Source organism: Anseongella ginsenosidimutans (genome assembly GCF_008033235.1).
Classification (GTDB): domain Bacteria; phylum Bacteroidota; class Bacteroidia; order Sphingobacteriales; family Sphingobacteriaceae; genus Anseongella; species Anseongella ginsenosidimutans.
This window is the reverse complement of record NZ_CP042432.1, coordinates 2,379,431-2,395,146: the sequence shown is the minus strand read 5'-3', so window position 1 is coordinate 2,395,146 and position 15,716 is coordinate 2,379,431. Positions and strand designations below refer to the sequence as shown.

The following is a 15,716-nucleotide window of genomic DNA, read 5'->3' as shown; positions in this document are numbered from 1 at the left end:
AATATTGCCTTTATTAATTCCTCAATTCAACCGGGCTTCCCCAAGTTTCACGTATTCCAGGATCTTCCCGTTGAACAGCTCCCTGTCCGGTTCGTGAATTTTTATCCTTACAGGCCAGTAAAATACGGGCAGCTGCACAAGCATTCCCTTTAATTCCTCCCCTCTTAACCGGGCAGCATCCTTTTCCGTGGTGAGGATGATCTTATCCCGGGAATCGATGCCTTCAAATACTTCTGCAATTTTAGCAATATTTTTCACAGTATATGAATGATGATCAGGATATTTGAGGTGAGTCACATGCGGTGTGACCTTCTTCAGCTGCGACACCAGAGGCTCCGGGCGGGCAATTCCGGTTAGCAACAGCACCCGGGTTTCACCACTCAGATCCGTTGGTACGTTAGCGGGATCCAGCGACCGAAGCTCATCGTATTCCAGGGACGAAAAACATACCGGCTGGCCCGAAGCGGGTGCAAGCCTTTTTATGATCCGCTGCCGCTCCGCGGGACTCAGGTCATGCGGGGCCTTGCTCACCAGCAGCAGGCCGGCCCGTCTTCTTCCCGAAAAAGGTTCACGGTAATTTCCCGCGGGCAAAAGCAGGCGTGTACGGAATAAGGTATTATAGTCGAGTACGAGAATTGAAAAGCCCGGTATTAAACGGCGATGTTGAAACGCATCATCCAGCAGGATCGCATCGTGGTCCGCTTCTAACCGGCGAATGGCTGCTACCCTGTCTGCGTCTACCGCCACTGTAATATTGCTGAATTTCGAAAGGTACTGGAAGGGTTCGTCACCGATGCTGGCAGCGCTCACTTTTGACTTTTCCTTGCTATCGGTGCGGATAAAGCCGGCGGTTTTCCTTCCGTAGCCCCTGCTGAGTACCGCAACGCGGCACCTATCCTTTAACAGCCGGATCAGGTATTCTATTACCGGTGTTTTCCCGGAGCCGCCCACTTCCAGGTTTCCAACCACGATCACCGGCAGGTCAAAGCCCCGGCTTTTAAATAGCCCCTTATCATAAAAGAGGTTGCGCAGGACAACCACGAGGCCGTATAGCCATGAAAACGGGAGCAGCAAGAGTCGTATTATTTTTAACATGGGCCTTTAAAGATGTAATATTTCTGAATTACTTATCTTTAAAATATGAAAAAAATTCCGCCAGGCGAAGGCGCCGCAGACCGGGGCAGCCCGGACAGGTCATGGCGCGCCGGTGTTGCCGGATTGTTAGGGAATCATTACGAATCGAAATCTACCGGGAAACCTTCGGAAGAAATTAAAAAATAGTATATTTTTACAAAATGAGTACCCACAAAAACACGTTTCGCGATAGCAGGAGAAGTTTTCTGAAAAACTCCGGCATTGTTAGCATCGGTTTCCTTGGATTGCACCGCTTTGCCCTGGGCGCTTCCCGGCAGGGGACGCCAGGGGTGTATGACCGTTACGGCCCTCTTTTGCCGGACCCCGCCGGAATAATGGATCTTCCCAAGGGGTTTTCCTATAAGATCATTTCCCGGAAAGGCGAAAAAATGGCTGACGGACTGCTTTCGCCGGGGAGAAATGACGCGATGGCTACCTTTCAGGGTCCCGGGGACAAGGTAATCATTATCCGAAATCATGAGATCACTTCCGATGACCTGGAAAACGGGCCTTTCGGCCTTCAGCAGGAGCTGCTTAAAAAAATTGACCCGGAATACGTTTATGACTACGGCTTTGGAAAAACGCCTTCCCTCGGCGGCACAACAACCCTGGTTTATAATGAACGCAGCCAGAAACTGGAATTAGAATATCTTTCCCTGGCCGGCACGATACGGAATTGTGCAGGCGGACCCACTCCCTGGGGAAGCTGGCTTACCTGTGAAGAAACGTATGAAAGCAGGAAGGAAGGCCAGAATGAACAGGATCATGGTTATGTATTCGAAGTTCCTGCTTCCGCAAAGATAAAACCAGCTAAACCGGTGGCCCTGAAAGCAATGGGCCGCTTCAATCACGAAGCAGTAGCCGTAGACCCTGAAACAGGCATCGTGTACGAAACGGAAGACCGGCATGACGGCCTTATTTACCGTTTCATCCCCACCCAGCCGGGGAAACTCAGCGCCGGAGGGAAGTTACAGGCACTGGCTGTAAAGGGAGAAAAAAGTTTTGACACCCGCAATTGGGAACAAACGACGATCGAAGAAGGTAAGCCCCTCGACACAGAATGGATTGACCTTGAAAACGTGGATTCACCCGTCGACGATCTTCACATCAGGGGATTTGAGCAGGGCGCTGCCCGTTTCGCAAGAGGAGAGGGAATGTGGTACGGGAATAACGAAGTCTATTTCGCCTGCACCAATGGCGGAAAAGAAAAACAAGGCCAGGTGTTTCGTTATATTCCCCGAAGCGGTAAGCTGGAACTTTTTGCCGAACCCAACGATAAGCAATTGCTGCGGCACTGCGATAACCTCACCGTTTCGCCCTGGGGAGACGTGGTACTATCCGAAGACAACGAAAGCCCGCGTATCCTGGGAATCACTCCCGCCGGAGAGATCTTTCACCTTGCACATAATGTAGGCTACGAATCCGAACTGGCAGGGGTAGTGTTTTCGCCATCCGGGAAAACGCTTTTTGTTAACATTCAGCATGCCGGGCTTACGCTCGCTATTACCGGGGATTGGAAACATTAAACCGGGCTCGCCCGGTTTAATGTTTCCAGTTTAAAGTTTAAAGTTTAAAGTTCAAAGTTTAAAGTTTCGAGTTTAAGTTTATAGTTCCAGTTTAAAGTTCAAAGTTTATAGTTTATAGTTTCCAGTTTAAAGTTCAAGGTTTCAGATTTAGTTATTGCTGTCCGGGGAAAATCGGAGAAGTATAAAAAAAGAGGCTGCTCAATTTACTTTTGAGACAGCCTCTTTTTTTGTTCAGATTTTAAGCTACTACACAATAAATACTAAACATGATCAAAAAAGGTACTTTTTACCGGACACCATGGTTTCAGATTCAGAGTTCAAACTATTTCGAAGCAAACATTAAAACTTGAAACTGTTGCAAAGCAACCCTGAAACTTTAAACTGTTGCGAAGCAACTTGAAACTTTAAACTGTTTCGAAGCAACGTTTTGACGTTGCTTCGAAACTAATGAACGTGTCCGTGTTCCAGTTCGATATCGGTAGCGTCTCTTACGCTATCTACTTTAACGTCGAAATGAAGGACCTGCCCGGCAAGGGGGTGGTTGCCGTCAACGGTTACCACATCATTCTCTACGCCGGTCACCGTTACGACCATCGCGCCCTGCGGGCCTTCAGATTGGAATTGCATTCCCGGTTGAAGTTCTACTTCCTGCGGAAAGTTAGCGGCAGGAACCCGGAATACCAGTTGATCGTCAAATGCGCCGTAGCCTTCTTCGGGAGAAACAGCTATCTTCTTTTCCGTCCCCACCTCCAGTCCATCCAATTGCTTTTCCAGTCCGGGAACAATGTTCTGATGCCCGTGAAGGTATTGGAATGGCTGCTCAGGCTGCGACTGGTCAACCGTATCTCCTGCATCGTTCTTAAGGGTGTAGGTAAGTCCTACTACTTTCCCGCTGGTGATCTTTTCTGACATAATCAATGGTTTTATTTAAAAATATGCACGGCATTGCTATAACTGCATAGCATTGCTGCAGCGCAATATAATAAAGTTAACGAATAGACGGCGTCGATGTTTTGATGAATTTAAGAAGCCGTATATTCGCGGTATCCGATTCAATAAACTAAAAACATCATTATGTCAACAGGATTTTTCAAAGTACCAGCGCCGGTAAATGAGCCGGTATTAAATTATGCTCCCGGAAGTCCGGAGCGAAAAGCCCTCAAATCTGCCATTGAAGCAGCCCGTTCAGCAACGGCTGATATTCCGATGTTCATAGGACGAAAAGAAATACATACCGAAGATAAACAGGAGATCCGTCCCCCGCATGATCATCAGCATGTATTGGGACATTACTCCAAGGGAGATGAAAGTCATGTGCAGGCTGCCATCGAAGCAGCGCTGGCGGCCAAACCTGCCTGGGAAGACCTGGCCTGGGAGCAGCGGGCAGCCATTTTCCTGAAAGCGGCCGACCTGCTTGCCGGCCCTTACCGGGCCAGGATCAATGCAGCCACGATGCTTGGCCAGTCCAAGAATGCCTACCAGGCCGAAATCGATGCCGCCTGCGAAATGATCGACTTTCTGCGCTTCAATGTGTCTTATATGTCCGAAATTTACGCCCAGCAGCCGGGCTCGGCCAAAGGCATCTGGAACCGGACTGAACAAAGGGCGCTGGAAGGCTTTGTATTTGCCCTGACCCCTTTCAATTTTACGGCCATTGCGGGCAACCTTCCAACCGCTCCGGCCATGATGGGCAACGTGGTCGTATGGAAACCGGCTAATACGCAGATATTTGCCGCCCATGTGTTGATGGAAGTATTTCGCGAGGCGGGGCTTCCCGGCGGAGTCATCAATCTCATTTATACGGACGGGCCGGTGGCCGGCGAGGTAATTTTCAGCCACCGGGAGTTTGCGGGCATTCACTTCACGGGTTCCACGGCCGTATTCCAGCAGATATGGAAGGAAATAGGCAACCATATCGGCAATTACAGATCCTATCCCCGTATCGTGGGAGAAACCGGGGGAAAGGATTTCGTCCTGGTGCATCCGTCGGCCAGTATAAACATGACCTCAACCGCCCTGGTAAGAGGTGCGTTTGAATACCAGGGGCAAAAATGTTCGGCCGCCTCCAGGGCCTATATCCCCAAAAGCCTGTGGCCGGAACTAAAAAAACGCCTGCTCGAGGATATTTCCTCCTTAAGAATGGGGGGTGTGGAAGATTTCCGGAATTTCATCAATGCGGTCATTGACGAGAAATCCTTTGACAAGATCACCTCTTACATAAACAGGGTAAAAAACGATCCGCAAGCTGAAATTATCGCAGGCGGCGATCATGATAAATCAACCGGTTATTTTATCAGCCCTACGATCATTCAGACAACCGATCCGATGTACGTAACTATGTGCGACGAACTCTTTGGCCCCGTACTCACGGTTTATGTATATGAAGACGAGGATTTCCGGTCTATTCCCCGCCTGATTGACAGCACGTCCATATATGCACTGACGGGCGCGGTCATCGCCCGCGACCGGTATGCAATAGAATGGCTGGAGAAAGAACTCCGGCATTCGGCAGGGAATTTCTATATAAACGATAAACCCACGGGCGCAGTAGTAGGCCAGCAGCCATTCGGCGGATCGCGTGGTTCGGGCACGAACGATAAAGCCGGCTCTATGGTGAATCTGCTGCGGTGGGTTTCTACCCGTTCCATTAAGGAAACCTTTGATCCGCCGGTCAACTACCGGTACCCGTTCATGGAGGAAGAATAGTATCTTTGCAATCATGAAGCACAGATCATTTCACCATTACTTATTAATTATTCTTTTTGGACTTGCGGTAACACCATGTACAACAAAGGCTCAGGGACAGGCAGAGGCCCCGGCCGATAGCAGCCGGATAAAGCTCAGCGGTTATGTCCAGGCTTTATTTCAGAAGGCAAGCGCCCCAGGGATTGAATCCTTTTCGGGAGGCGGGTTTGAAGAAAACGTGGACCAGCGTTTTACTGTAAGAAGGGGCAGGATGAAACTGACTTACGACGCAGGCAGCAGCAGTGCGGTCGTTCAGATTGATGCCACCGAACAAGGAGTTATCATCCGGGACGCCTATATTCATTTCACCGAAGAGAAATGGAACACTTTCGGGCTTCAGGCCGGCGTGCAAAACAGGGCGTTCGGACACGAAGTCGCCTATTCTTCCAGCAGGCGTGAATCGCCTGAGCGTTCCCGCCTGTTCCAGACATTATTTTCGGGCGAACGCGATGCGGGTGCGAAACTGATCATTGCGCCTCCCGCTGAAAGCCAGCTTGGTTTCTTCAGACTGGAAGCAGGCTTTTACAATGGCAGCGGCACCATTTCAGACTACGACAACAATAAGGATTTCATTGGTCGCCTGCATACCGCTTTTGAGGGAAGAACCGCTCCCTGGAGCCTGGGGCTGGGAGCCTCATTCTACAGCGGGGGGCAACGGCAGAATACCCGCTACAGCTATGAAATGACAAGCGATGATGGTTTCACGCTTGATTCTGCGGAAAGCAATATCGGCCAAACGGCAAAGAGGCGTTATTACGGTGCAGATATCCAGGCGGGATACGATTTCAGTTTCGGCAATTCGGAGATCCGGGCCGAATACATTACAGGAAAGCAGCCTGGCAGCAGCACTTCCAGCCGCACGCCGCGTTCCAGGCCCGAAGAAGACACCTATCACCGCGAATTCGAAGGAGCGTATGCTATTTTTGTCCAGGAACTGGGAAAAAGCCCGCTGGAGGTGTTTATCAAATATGACTTCTACGACCCAAACAAGAAAGTTAATTCAAACGGCCTTGACGAAAGTTTCACGGAAGGAGACATCCGGTTTCAAACCTGGGGATACGGCCTTGCCTGGAAATACGATGAGCATATTACTTTTACGGCCTATTATGAAGACGTGAAAAATGAACAAACTACGCTAAGCGGCTTTACGGAAGACATCAGCGATAACGTACTTAGCCTGCGCATCCAGTACCGGTTCTGAAATAGAAAACGCAGGCAGGAGCAGGATGATCTTCCCGCTGCCCCTGCCTGCGTTTTTGTTCATCTGTCGCCGTACTCCTAATCTCCGGGCTGTTCCGGGCTTTCGCCTGCTCCCGGAGTTCCGCAATACCACGCCCTTATTCCTTCTCTGCCTCCGCTCTATTCCGGCTGCTCCTGTTCAGTCTGTTTAAGGTCAATAAGCCGGCCGGTAGCCATGTCGAAAACCCAGGCGTGAACATAGAGTTCCTGCTTCTTTTCCCAGGCCTTCTTAATTACCGGAAGTTCCGTAAGATTCTTCACCTGCTGCAGGACATTTTGCTCGACCAGGAAATTCACGCGTTCCGTTTCGCTTTCAAATGCATCCAGTTCCTGTTTATGTTTGGCCGCAAGGTCCCGGATCTGTCTTATCCAGATATCAATAATGCCCAGGTCTGTATTTCCCAGTGATGCCTGCACTCCCCCGCAACCGTAATGGCCGCATATCACTACATGTTTGACCTTCAGCACATCCACCGCGTACTGCATCACCGAGAGCAGGTTGATGTCATTATACTGGACCAGGTTCGCGATATTCCGGTGTACAAACATCTCGCCTGCGCCAAGGCCGGCTAATTCATTCGGCAGGACGCGGCTGTCCGAGCAGGCTATCCATAAAAAGTCCGGCTGCTGCCCTTCTGCCATTCGCTTGAAATAATCCGGATCACCGGCCAGTTGCTTGCTGATCCATTCCTCGTTGTTCTTAAAAATATATGCTAACGTTTTCATCTGATTAATTATCGTTCTTAATGTGCGTTATTTGAGAGTTCAAAATGGGGTACCTTATTCAGCTCCAGAAGAATGCTGCGTTCCGAGGCTTTGCGTTTAAAGTCATGAATGATCTCCAGCGCGTCATGGTCAATATACCGGGAACGTGAACCGTCAATGATGACTCTGCTTTGAGGCGGCACCCGCTCAAGGGTATTCAGCAGTACCGGCTTATTTAAAAAAGACACATGCTCACTTAAATGAATGTTCACCACTTTCTGCTCCTGGTCATCTTCCTGTTTTAAAGAGTGCGACAATTTATAATTATTTTTCAATACAAAATAAACTGACACGGCAATACCCGTCATAATACCTACGAGGAGGTCTGTCACCAGAATCGCTCCCACTGTTACGATAAAGGGCACGAACTGGGCCCTACCCAATTTAAACTGCATTTTGTACAACGCCGGCTTGGTAAGCTTGTAGCCGACTATCAGCAAAACCGCAGAAAGCGCCGACAAAGGTATTAAATTAAGCAGGGAAGACAGCGCCAGTACAGCAAGTACCAGGAAAGCCCCGTGAATGACCGAAGCCATCCGGGTTTTGCCCCCCGCCGCCACATTGGTAGAACTCCGGACGATCACCGCGGTCATGGGCAGCCCGCCGATCAGCCCGCAGATCAGATTACCGATACCTTGTGTTTTTAGTACCTGGTTACGCGGCGATTCCCGTTTCATCGGGTCCATTTTATCCACAGCGTCAACACTAAGAAGTGTTTCCAGGCTGGCAATTACGGCGATGGTAATAGCGGTAGTATATATCTGCGGATTGTTCCATTGACTGAAGTCAGGCAGCAGGAACGCAGAGCGAAGCTCGCCTCCTCCCAAACCCGGAATATTCACGAGGTAAGAGCCTCCCATCGCCAGGGCGGGCAGCATCCTGGAAACCAGCAAATGACCCAGAATAGCAAACATCACCGCTACCAGGGGAGCAGGCACCAGCCGCAGTACGCCTCTCTTTGTAAAGGAGGCCTTCTCCCAGCCGATCATGATCAGCAGCGAAATAACGCCGATCGCCAGCGCTGCCATATTCATGTTATTCAGAAGAACATCCGTCTCACCGCCTGTGAGAGCGCCGAAGAAGTTCAGCCCTTCGTCCTTCAGCCCAGTAGTATCTACGCCAAGGAATACCGGGAGCTGTCCCAGTATCATTATCAGCCCGATGGCGGCAAGCATCCCACGGATGACCGAAGAAGGAAAGAAGTTTCCGATGATACCGGCTTTAGCAAATCCGAATACCATTTGCAGCACGCCGGCGATAACCACCGAAAATAAAAATGCCTGGTAGCTGCCAAGGGTGGTAATGGCAGTTAAAACAATAACCGTAAGGCCGGCGGCCGGCCCGCTGACACTAAGTTCGGATTTATTGAGGGCTCCGACAACAATCCCCCCGACGATCCCGGTAATGATCCCGGCAAACAACGGCGCCCCTGACGCCAGCGCTATTCCAAGACACAGCGGGAGAGCTACTAGGAACACCACCAGACCGGCTGGGAAGTCGTTCTTCAAGTACTGAAATGTTAATCCTGATTTTTTCATAAAAGCGATTTTTAGACCTTTCCAAAGGTACTTTTCGCTTGTTAAAGGGAGATTAAAAGCAAATTAGAATGGGATTAGAAAGCCCGGCCTTACTGAAACATTCTTGTTATAGGGAGCCCGCGGCGGGGCGGCGATCAGCGAAAGCCAGTGGCGGTCAGCGAAAGTCTGCAGCAGCGCCCAGCGGGAAATAAAGTTCGAAAACAGTTCCCTCATTTTCCACCGATTCCACACGGATCCGTCCGCCATGCAAAGACATGATCTTGTAAGCCAATGGAAGGCCGATGCCGAATCCTTTGATGTTCCGGACATTGGAAGCGCGGAAAAAAGGATCATAAATGTACTTCAGCTCATTTTCCGGAATACCCACACCGCGATCCCAGATTCGCACCATGATCTCCGGCCCCTTATCGTACAGGCCCAGTTCCACGTCGTTATTGGCCGAAAATTTAGAAGCATTTTCAGCAATATTGGTAAGCGCTATTTTGATCAGGCTCCTGCTTCCGGCCAGGTACAGCCGCTCCTCTTCCCTTGCGTTACTGAAATCGAGCTGCACTTTATTACCAGGGTTGTTTTCATTGATGTCCTTCTTTATCTCCAGCAGAAGTTCATCCAGCCGGAAACGCTCCACGACCAGCCCCTGGTCGTTATAGCTTGTCTGGGCGAGTTTAAGCAGGTTCAGGGTGATACGTTCCAGGCGGGAAGCCTCCCTGGAAATAACCTCCAGGGACTGCCGGTACTCCTCCGCATCCCTGTTCTTGCTGAGGGCCACCTCCGACTCCCCGACAATAGCGGTCAGCGGGTTGTTCAGCTCATGAGAAGCATTACTGATAAAGTTATGCTGAATGTCGAACGAAGTTTCAAGGCGGTCCAGCATTCGGTTAAAGGTTAGCGCAAGATCAGCAAGTTCATCGGGGGGTTCATGGACCTCCAGGCGCAGGTGCAGGTTGGAAGCTGTGATCCGGTTTACCTTTTGTATGATCTGCGCAATGGGTTTGAGGATGGATCCTGCATAAATGAGTCCAAGCAGGTACACAACCGCGACGCTTACCAGCACGCCGGTAAAGAGAACCCGGAAGAGATAGGTCATCAGTCCCTTTCCGGCTTCGTCAAATGCGCTTACCATGACCAGATGTTCTTTTCCCCGGTGATCGTACCGGATCCCTACCGTTTGCGTCCGGTTGGATTCGTGTTCAGCATAAGAATTCTCCAGCAGGCTGTTCAGGAAGGATGCAGGGATCTCCAGTGAATCCAGCAATACAAGCAACTTTTCCCGGCCGGCCTCATCCGCATCAAATACCCATTCCCGTTCTTCCGGCAGCGCCTGTAAATGCTTCCTGCTGATCTCTTCAAAAAGCCGCGCATCCACTTCGCTCTGCAGGAAGCGGAATTCGGCGGCAATGGAAGCCCTTGAATGCAGACGCCCGAAAAATTCATTTTTCCGGTGAATAGAAGTAACTATGTAAATGAACGTACTGACAATGCAAAGCACCGCCGCTGTCAGCACCGTGTAAATAATGGCAATCTTGTACTTGATCTTTATACCGCCCATTAGCTTGACTGCATGATATATCCCATGCCCACCTTCGTATGGATCAGCTTCCGTGTAAAACCTCTGTCCATTTTATTCCGGAGATAGCTGATATATACGTCGATGACATTAGAACCCAGGTCAAAATTAATTTCCCAGACATTTTCCAGGATCTCTGTACGGCTGATCACGCGGTTGGGATTCCGCATAAAATATTCGAGCAACAGGAACTCCCGGGAAGTAAGCACAATAGGCCGGCCAGCGCGTACTACGGTCTTTTTATGGAGATCCAATTCCACATCAGCAAATACCAGTTGCCGTGACGGAACAGTTTCGCCATCATGGCGGCGAACCAGCGCTTTAATACGGGCAAGTAATTCCTTGAATTTAAAGGGCTTTACCAAATAGTCGTCAGCGCCTGTTTCCAGTCCCTTTACGATATTATCCGTACTTCCCAGCGCCGTAAGCATCAACACGGGAGTCGCAAGATGCAGCTTTTCCCGGATGATCCTGCATACATCCAGCCCGCTGAGGTGGGGCAGGATCACATCCAGGATGATCATATCCCATGCAGTACCTTCCAGCAGCTGTAAGGCAGTTTCTCCATCGTAGGCAAGCTGCACTTCGTGCTGCTGCTCTTCCAGCCCCTTCTTAATAAAGGAAGCCACGCCCGGTTCATCTTCAACGAGTAATATCTTCATACCTCCTTCAAAGATAAAAACCTCCCGCCCTATTGCTTCAAATTTTTTAACTTACCGTCTTAACTCATAAAATCAGTATGTCAGAAGATAAGCCAAAAACCGGCGAGGAGATCCTCGAAGAGAAAAGAGAAAAAGCCCTTCTCGGCGGAGGGAACGCCAGAATCGAAAGCCAGCACCGGAAAGGCAAGCTAACTGCGCGGGAGCGCCTGCATTTCCTGCTCGATGAAGGCTCCTTCCGGGAAACCGGCATGCTGGTAACTCACCGCACCGCCGGCTTCGGAATGGAGCAGGAAAAATACCCCGGCGACGGAGTAGTAACAGGCTATGGCACTGTACAAGGACGCCTGGTTTACGTGTATTCACAGGATTTTACCGTATTCGGAGGTTCGCTTTCGGAAACCCATGCGGAAAAGATCTGCAAGGTAATGGACCTGGCCATGAAAACAGGCGCCCCCCTGATCGGGCTGAATGATTCCGGCGGCGCCCGCATCCAGGAAGGAGTGGTATCCCTGGGCGGCTATGCTGATATTTTCTACCGCAATACACTGGCATCCGGCGTAATTCCGCAGCTTTCGGCCATTATGGGGCCCTGCGCGGGAGGCGCCGTTTATTCCCCCGCTATCACCGACTTCATTCTCATGGTGGAAAACACCTCTTACATGTTTGTTACCGGCCCCAATGTGGTAAAAACAGTTACTCATGAAGAGGTCACTTCTGAAGAACTTGGCGGAGCGGACACACATGCCGTAAAATCCGGGGTTACTCATTTCGCCTGCAAAAACGAGATAGAATGCATTAATACGATAAAAGGACTGCTTTCCTACATGCCCCAGAATTGTGAAGAGCAGCCCCCCTTCCTTCCATTTGAAGGTGACCCGCTTGCCCCTGTCCCGCAGCTCGATAAGCTGATCCCGGCCAACGCCAACCAGCCCTATGACATGTGCGAACTGGTTAGCCTGCTGGCCGATGAAGGCTCTTTCCTGGAAGTACATAAAGATTTTGCGGGGAATATGATCACCGGATTTGCCCGTCTGGCCGGACGGAGCATTGGCGTCGTGGCCAATCAGCCCGCCGTACTGGCAGGCGTACTGGATATCCAGGCTTCCCGGAAAGCGGCCCGCTTCGTGCGGTTCTGCGATTCCTTTAATATTCCGCTGCTGGTACTGGTGGACGTGCCGGGTTTCCTTCCGGGTACCGACCAGGAATGGAACGGAATTATCAGCAACGGCGCCAAGTTGCTATATGCTTTCTCGGAAGCAACCGTTCCGCGGATCACGGTGATCACCCGCAAAGCCTACGGCGGCGCCTACTGCGTAATGAACTCGAAACATATCGGGGCGGATATGAATTATGCCTGGCCCAACGCAGAGATCGCCGTCATGGGAGCCCGGGGTGCAGCCGAGATAATCTTCAAAAAGGAGATCGCCGCGGCCGCCGATCCCGATGCAAAATGGAAGGAAAAGGAGGAACAGTATTCGACCATTTTTGCCAATCCTTACCGCGCTGCCGAAAGAGGTTTTATTGATGAAGTCATCGCCCCGCGGGAGACCAGGGCCCGGCTCATCAGCGCCTTTGAAATGCTGGCGCAGAAGGTGGTGAATGCCCCCCGGAAAAAGCATGGAAATATCCCGTTATAAGCCGCTAAACCGGCAAGTCAAAAAAGTATCATTTTTAATATTGGGTAGTTTATTTATCTTTTAATCAGTTATATACAGACATATATTCAAAGTATAAGTTTAACGTACAATCCTGGCTGAACCTACTGATTTTCTTCCCCGGGTACACCTTAAATCAACAGACCCGAAAGCAAATTCGCTGTTAATTTTCCGGCTAATTCTTGTATCTTGCCCGGCTTAATAAAACGACCATGACCATATTGAAACCATTCAAACTGCAGCTTGCCTGCAGCCTGCTGCTGAGCTTCCTTTTAACTTCCTGCACGGCGCAGGAACAGGAGCCGGAGTGGATCCAGCTGTTCAACGGAAAGGACCTCAACGACTGGGTCGTCAAGATCCGCGGCTATGAGCTGAACGAGAATTTCGGCAACACCTTCCGCGTCGAAGATAGCTTGATGAAGGTCTCCTACGAAGCTTACGAAGATTTCAAACAACAGTACGGGCACATCTATTACAAAGAACCGTTTTCGGCCTACCTCTTATCAGTCGAATACCGCTTCACCGGCGAACAGGCCCCGGGCGGAGAAGGCTGGGCTTTCCGGAACAGCGGAGCCATGCTGCACTGCCAGGACCCCGCCACCATCCACAAAGGGCAGGACTTTCCTATTTCGATTGAAGCGCAATTCCTGGGAGGCGACGGCGAGCATGAACGCAGCACCGCGAACCTTTGTACACCCGGGACCAACGTAGTCATGGAAAATGAATTGTTTACTCCACATTGCGTAAACTCCAGCTCAAAGACTTATCACGGTGATCAATGGGTACAGGTGGATCTCCTGGTACTGGCCGATTCGGTGATCAAACACATCGTGGAAGGTGACACAGTCCTCGAATACACGCATCCGCAGATTGGCGGGGGAAGCGTAAGTGATTATGACCCGGCGGTTAAGCAGGACGGAAAAGCGCTTACCGGCGGATACATCGCCTTGCAGAGCGAAAGCCACCCCATTGAGTTCCGGAAAGTGGCCCTGGTTAACCTGGAACCATACATGGACGATCCGGCAAAACTTCGGAAAGTCCTGGATAAACTGAAAAACAGGAAGGACTAAGGCCGCGGAAGGAAGGCGGAACAGGAACCGTACGGAAAAATGCTCCTGCCCAACAAAATCCTTTCCGGCTTGTTGTTTCCCTTGAAATAACCGGGAGATACGGCGCGTCTACGCCGGCAGCCCTGACATAAAAAAAGAAAAATGGAAAAATTTAAATCCCTGAAAGACCGTATTGATTATAGCCTCCTGGAAGAACGGAAAGTTTTCCTTTGGGGCGTGGTAAACGACGAATCCGCCAAACACGTGATTGAGCGCCTGATCTACCTGGAGAGCATTGCTCCCGGCAAAGAGATCAGCCTGATCATTAATAGCCCGGGCGGCTATGTAACTTCCGGATTTGCCATTCATGATACCATGAAAAACATAAAAAGCCCGGTTTCTACCATATGCATGGGGCTGGCTGCTTCCATGGGATCCATTCTCCTTTCCGCAGGAGAAAAGGGCAAGCGGTTTATTTACCCCTATGCAAAAGTAATGATCCACCAGCCCAGCGGCGGCGCGCAGGGCCCCACTTCCGACATTGAAATCCAGGCCCGCGAGATACTCAAGACCAAGGAGCTTGGCGCTAAGATCCTCGCCGAAAACTGCGGGCAGAGCGTGGAAAAGATCATGAAAGATTTTAACCGCGATTACTGGATGGATGCCGATGAATCGGTAGCATACGGCGTGGTAGACGATATCCTGAAATAGCTAAACCAAAAACAACAATGGCGATCCTGAATAAGCAATCCCTTTCATTTTTAGAAAAATATATAAACAACCCCTCTCCCGTCAGCTATGAAAGCAGCGGGCAAAAGCTTTGGCTCGATTACCTGAAACCTTACGTAGATGAACATTACGTAGATAACTACGGCACCGCCGTAGGCATCATTAACCCGGGTGCTGAGTACAAGGTGGTCATAGAAGCCCATGCCGATGAAATTTCCTGGTATGTAAATTACATTACCGGCGAAGGCATCATTTACGTTTGCCGTAACGGCGGTTCGGACCACCAGATCGCCCCCTCAAAAAGAGTACATGTACATACTGACAAAGGCATCATCCCCGGCGTTTTCGGCTGGCCGGCCATTCATACCCGCCACAAAGAAAACGGAAAGGAAGAAGCGCCGTCCCTCAAGAATATTTTCGTGGACGTGGGCTGCACCAGCAAGGAAGAGGTAGAAGAACTGGGCATTCATGTAGGCTGCGTCATTACGTTCAGCGATGAATTTACCACGCTGAACAACCGCTATTACGTGGGCCGGGCGCTGGACAACCGGGCAGGCGGCTTCATGATCGCCGAGGTAGCGCGCCTGCTGAAGGAAAACAAGAAGAAGCTTCCATTTGGCTTGTACGTTGTGAACGCGGTACAGGAAGAGATAGGCCTGCGCGGCGCCGAAATGATCGCCCATCATATAAGGCCGGATGTGGCCATTGTTACAGACGTCACGCATGACACGCAAACCCCGATGATAGACAAAAAGGTACAGGGCGACGTATTCTGCGGAAAAGGTCCCGTTGTATCTTATGCGCCTGCCGTACAAACGAACCTTAACCGTCTGATCGTAGAAACAGCGGAGAAAAAGAAGATTCCGTTCCAGCGGCAGGCTTCATCCAGGAGTACCGGCACAGATACCGATGCCTTCGCATATTCCAACGCCGGCGTAGTTTCCGCCCTTGTTTCCCTTCCCCTGAGATACATGCATACCACGGTGGAAATGGTACACAAGGAAGACGTGGACAATTGCATCCGGCTGATGTACGAAAGCTTGCTCGCTATTCGCGCAGGGCAGGACTTCAGGTATCTGAAGTAAATTGTCTCACATTTAGCTGTTC

General features: G+C 50.5%; 14 protein-coding genes. 8 read left to right on the top strand and 6 right to left on the bottom strand.

Features of this window, described 5'->3' with window-relative positions; translation table 11 throughout:
* Positions 1-21: 21 nt before the first annotated feature.
* Entirely contained in the window at positions 22-1,095 is a 1,074-nt protein-coding gene (lpxK, locus tag FRZ59_RS09905) for a tetraacyldisaccharide 4'-kinase (protein WP_132129551.1), read from the bottom strand.
* Positions 1,096-1,140: 45 nt separating this feature from the next.
* Between lpxK and FRZ59_RS18510 the strand changes: the two genes are divergently transcribed.
* Together FRZ59_RS18510 and FRZ59_RS09900 are read left to right on the top strand one after the other, a co-directional pair.
* Positions 1,141-1,281: a hypothetical protein gene (locus FRZ59_RS18510; RefSeq protein WP_158640596.1), complete on the top strand. Its 141-nt coding sequence runs from the start codon at positions 1,141-1,143 to the stop codon at positions 1,279-1,281.
* Between the two features lie 14 nt (positions 1,282-1,295).
* Positions 1,296-2,660: an alkaline phosphatase PhoX gene (locus tag FRZ59_RS09900; RefSeq protein ID WP_132129550.1), complete on the top strand. Its 1,365-nt coding sequence runs from the start codon at positions 1,296-1,298 to the stop codon at positions 2,658-2,660.
* Between the two features lie 444 nt (positions 2,661-3,104).
* Here FRZ59_RS09900 and FRZ59_RS09895 read toward each other — a convergent pair whose 3' ends face one another.
* Positions 3,105-3,572 (bottom strand): FKBP-type peptidyl-prolyl cis-trans isomerase, encoded by a 468-nt coding sequence (locus FRZ59_RS09895; protein ID WP_192901571.1) that lies wholly within the window; start codon positions 3,570-3,572, stop codon positions 3,105-3,107.
* A gap of 162 nt (positions 3,573-3,734) precedes the next feature.
* Here FRZ59_RS09895 and pruA point away from each other — a divergent pair, with 162 nt between their 5' ends.
* Together pruA and FRZ59_RS09885 are read left to right on the top strand one after the other, a co-directional pair.
* Positions 3,735-5,366 carry an L-glutamate gamma-semialdehyde dehydrogenase gene (gene pruA, locus FRZ59_RS09890; protein ID WP_132129548.1) on the top strand — a complete coding sequence of 544 codons (1,632 nt, stop codon included), beginning with the start codon at positions 3,735-3,737 and terminating at the stop codon, positions 5,364-5,366.
* A gap of 13 nt (positions 5,367-5,379) precedes the next feature.
* Positions 5,380-6,606 (top strand): porin, encoded by a 1,227-nt coding sequence (locus FRZ59_RS09885; protein WP_132129547.1) that lies wholly within the window; start codon positions 5,380-5,382, stop codon positions 6,604-6,606.
* A gap of 158 nt (positions 6,607-6,764) precedes the next feature.
* On the opposite strand, the gene FRZ59_RS09880 is transcribed toward FRZ59_RS09885, so the two are convergent.
* The 4 genes from FRZ59_RS09880 to FRZ59_RS09865 form a co-directional block, all read right to left on the bottom strand.
* The gene (locus FRZ59_RS09880) at positions 6,765-7,370 is read right to left on the bottom strand and encodes a carbonic anhydrase (protein ID WP_132129546.1); all 606 of its coding nucleotides are present in this window, start codon (positions 7,368-7,370) and stop codon (positions 6,765-6,767) included.
* Between the two features lie 17 nt (positions 7,371-7,387).
* Entirely contained in the window at positions 7,388-8,947 is a 1,560-nt protein-coding gene (locus FRZ59_RS09875; RefSeq protein WP_132129545.1) for a SulP family inorganic anion transporter, read from the bottom strand.
* Positions 8,948-9,101: 154 nt separating this feature from the next.
* Positions 9,102-10,496 (bottom strand): HAMP domain-containing sensor histidine kinase, encoded by a 1,395-nt coding sequence (locus FRZ59_RS09870; RefSeq protein WP_132129544.1) that lies wholly within the window; start codon positions 10,494-10,496, stop codon positions 9,102-9,104.
* Entirely contained in the window at positions 10,496-11,176 is a 681-nt protein-coding gene (locus FRZ59_RS09865; protein WP_132129543.1) for a response regulator transcription factor, read from the bottom strand. Before FRZ59_RS09865 ends, FRZ59_RS09870 begins: the two co-directional genes overlap by 1 nt.
* A gap of 77 nt (positions 11,177-11,253) precedes the next feature.
* On the opposite strand from FRZ59_RS09865, the gene FRZ59_RS09860 reads away from it, so the two are divergent.
* The 4 genes from FRZ59_RS09860 (at position 11,254) to FRZ59_RS09845 (ending at position 15,694) form a co-directional block, all read left to right on the top strand.
* On the top strand, positions 11,254-12,813 hold the full coding sequence (locus FRZ59_RS09860) for an acyl-CoA carboxylase subunit beta (protein WP_132129542.1): 1,560 nt from the start codon (positions 11,254-11,256) through the stop codon (positions 12,811-12,813).
* A 230-nt stretch (positions 12,814-13,043) separates the two neighbouring features.
* Positions 13,044-13,901: a 3-keto-disaccharide hydrolase gene (locus tag FRZ59_RS09855; protein WP_132129541.1), complete on the top strand. Its 858-nt coding sequence runs from the start codon at positions 13,044-13,046 to the stop codon at positions 13,899-13,901.
* Positions 13,902-14,042: 141 nt separating this feature from the next.
* Positions 14,043-14,591, top strand: coding sequence for a ClpP family protease (locus tag FRZ59_RS09850; protein ID WP_132129540.1), 549 nt, complete (start codon positions 14,043-14,045; stop codon positions 14,589-14,591).
* 17 nt (positions 14,592-14,608) lie between these two features.
* On the top strand, positions 14,609-15,694 hold the full coding sequence (locus FRZ59_RS09845; RefSeq protein ID WP_132129539.1) for a M42 family metallopeptidase: 1,086 nt from the start codon (positions 14,609-14,611) through the stop codon (positions 15,692-15,694).
* Positions 15,695-15,716 lie beyond the last annotated feature (22 nt).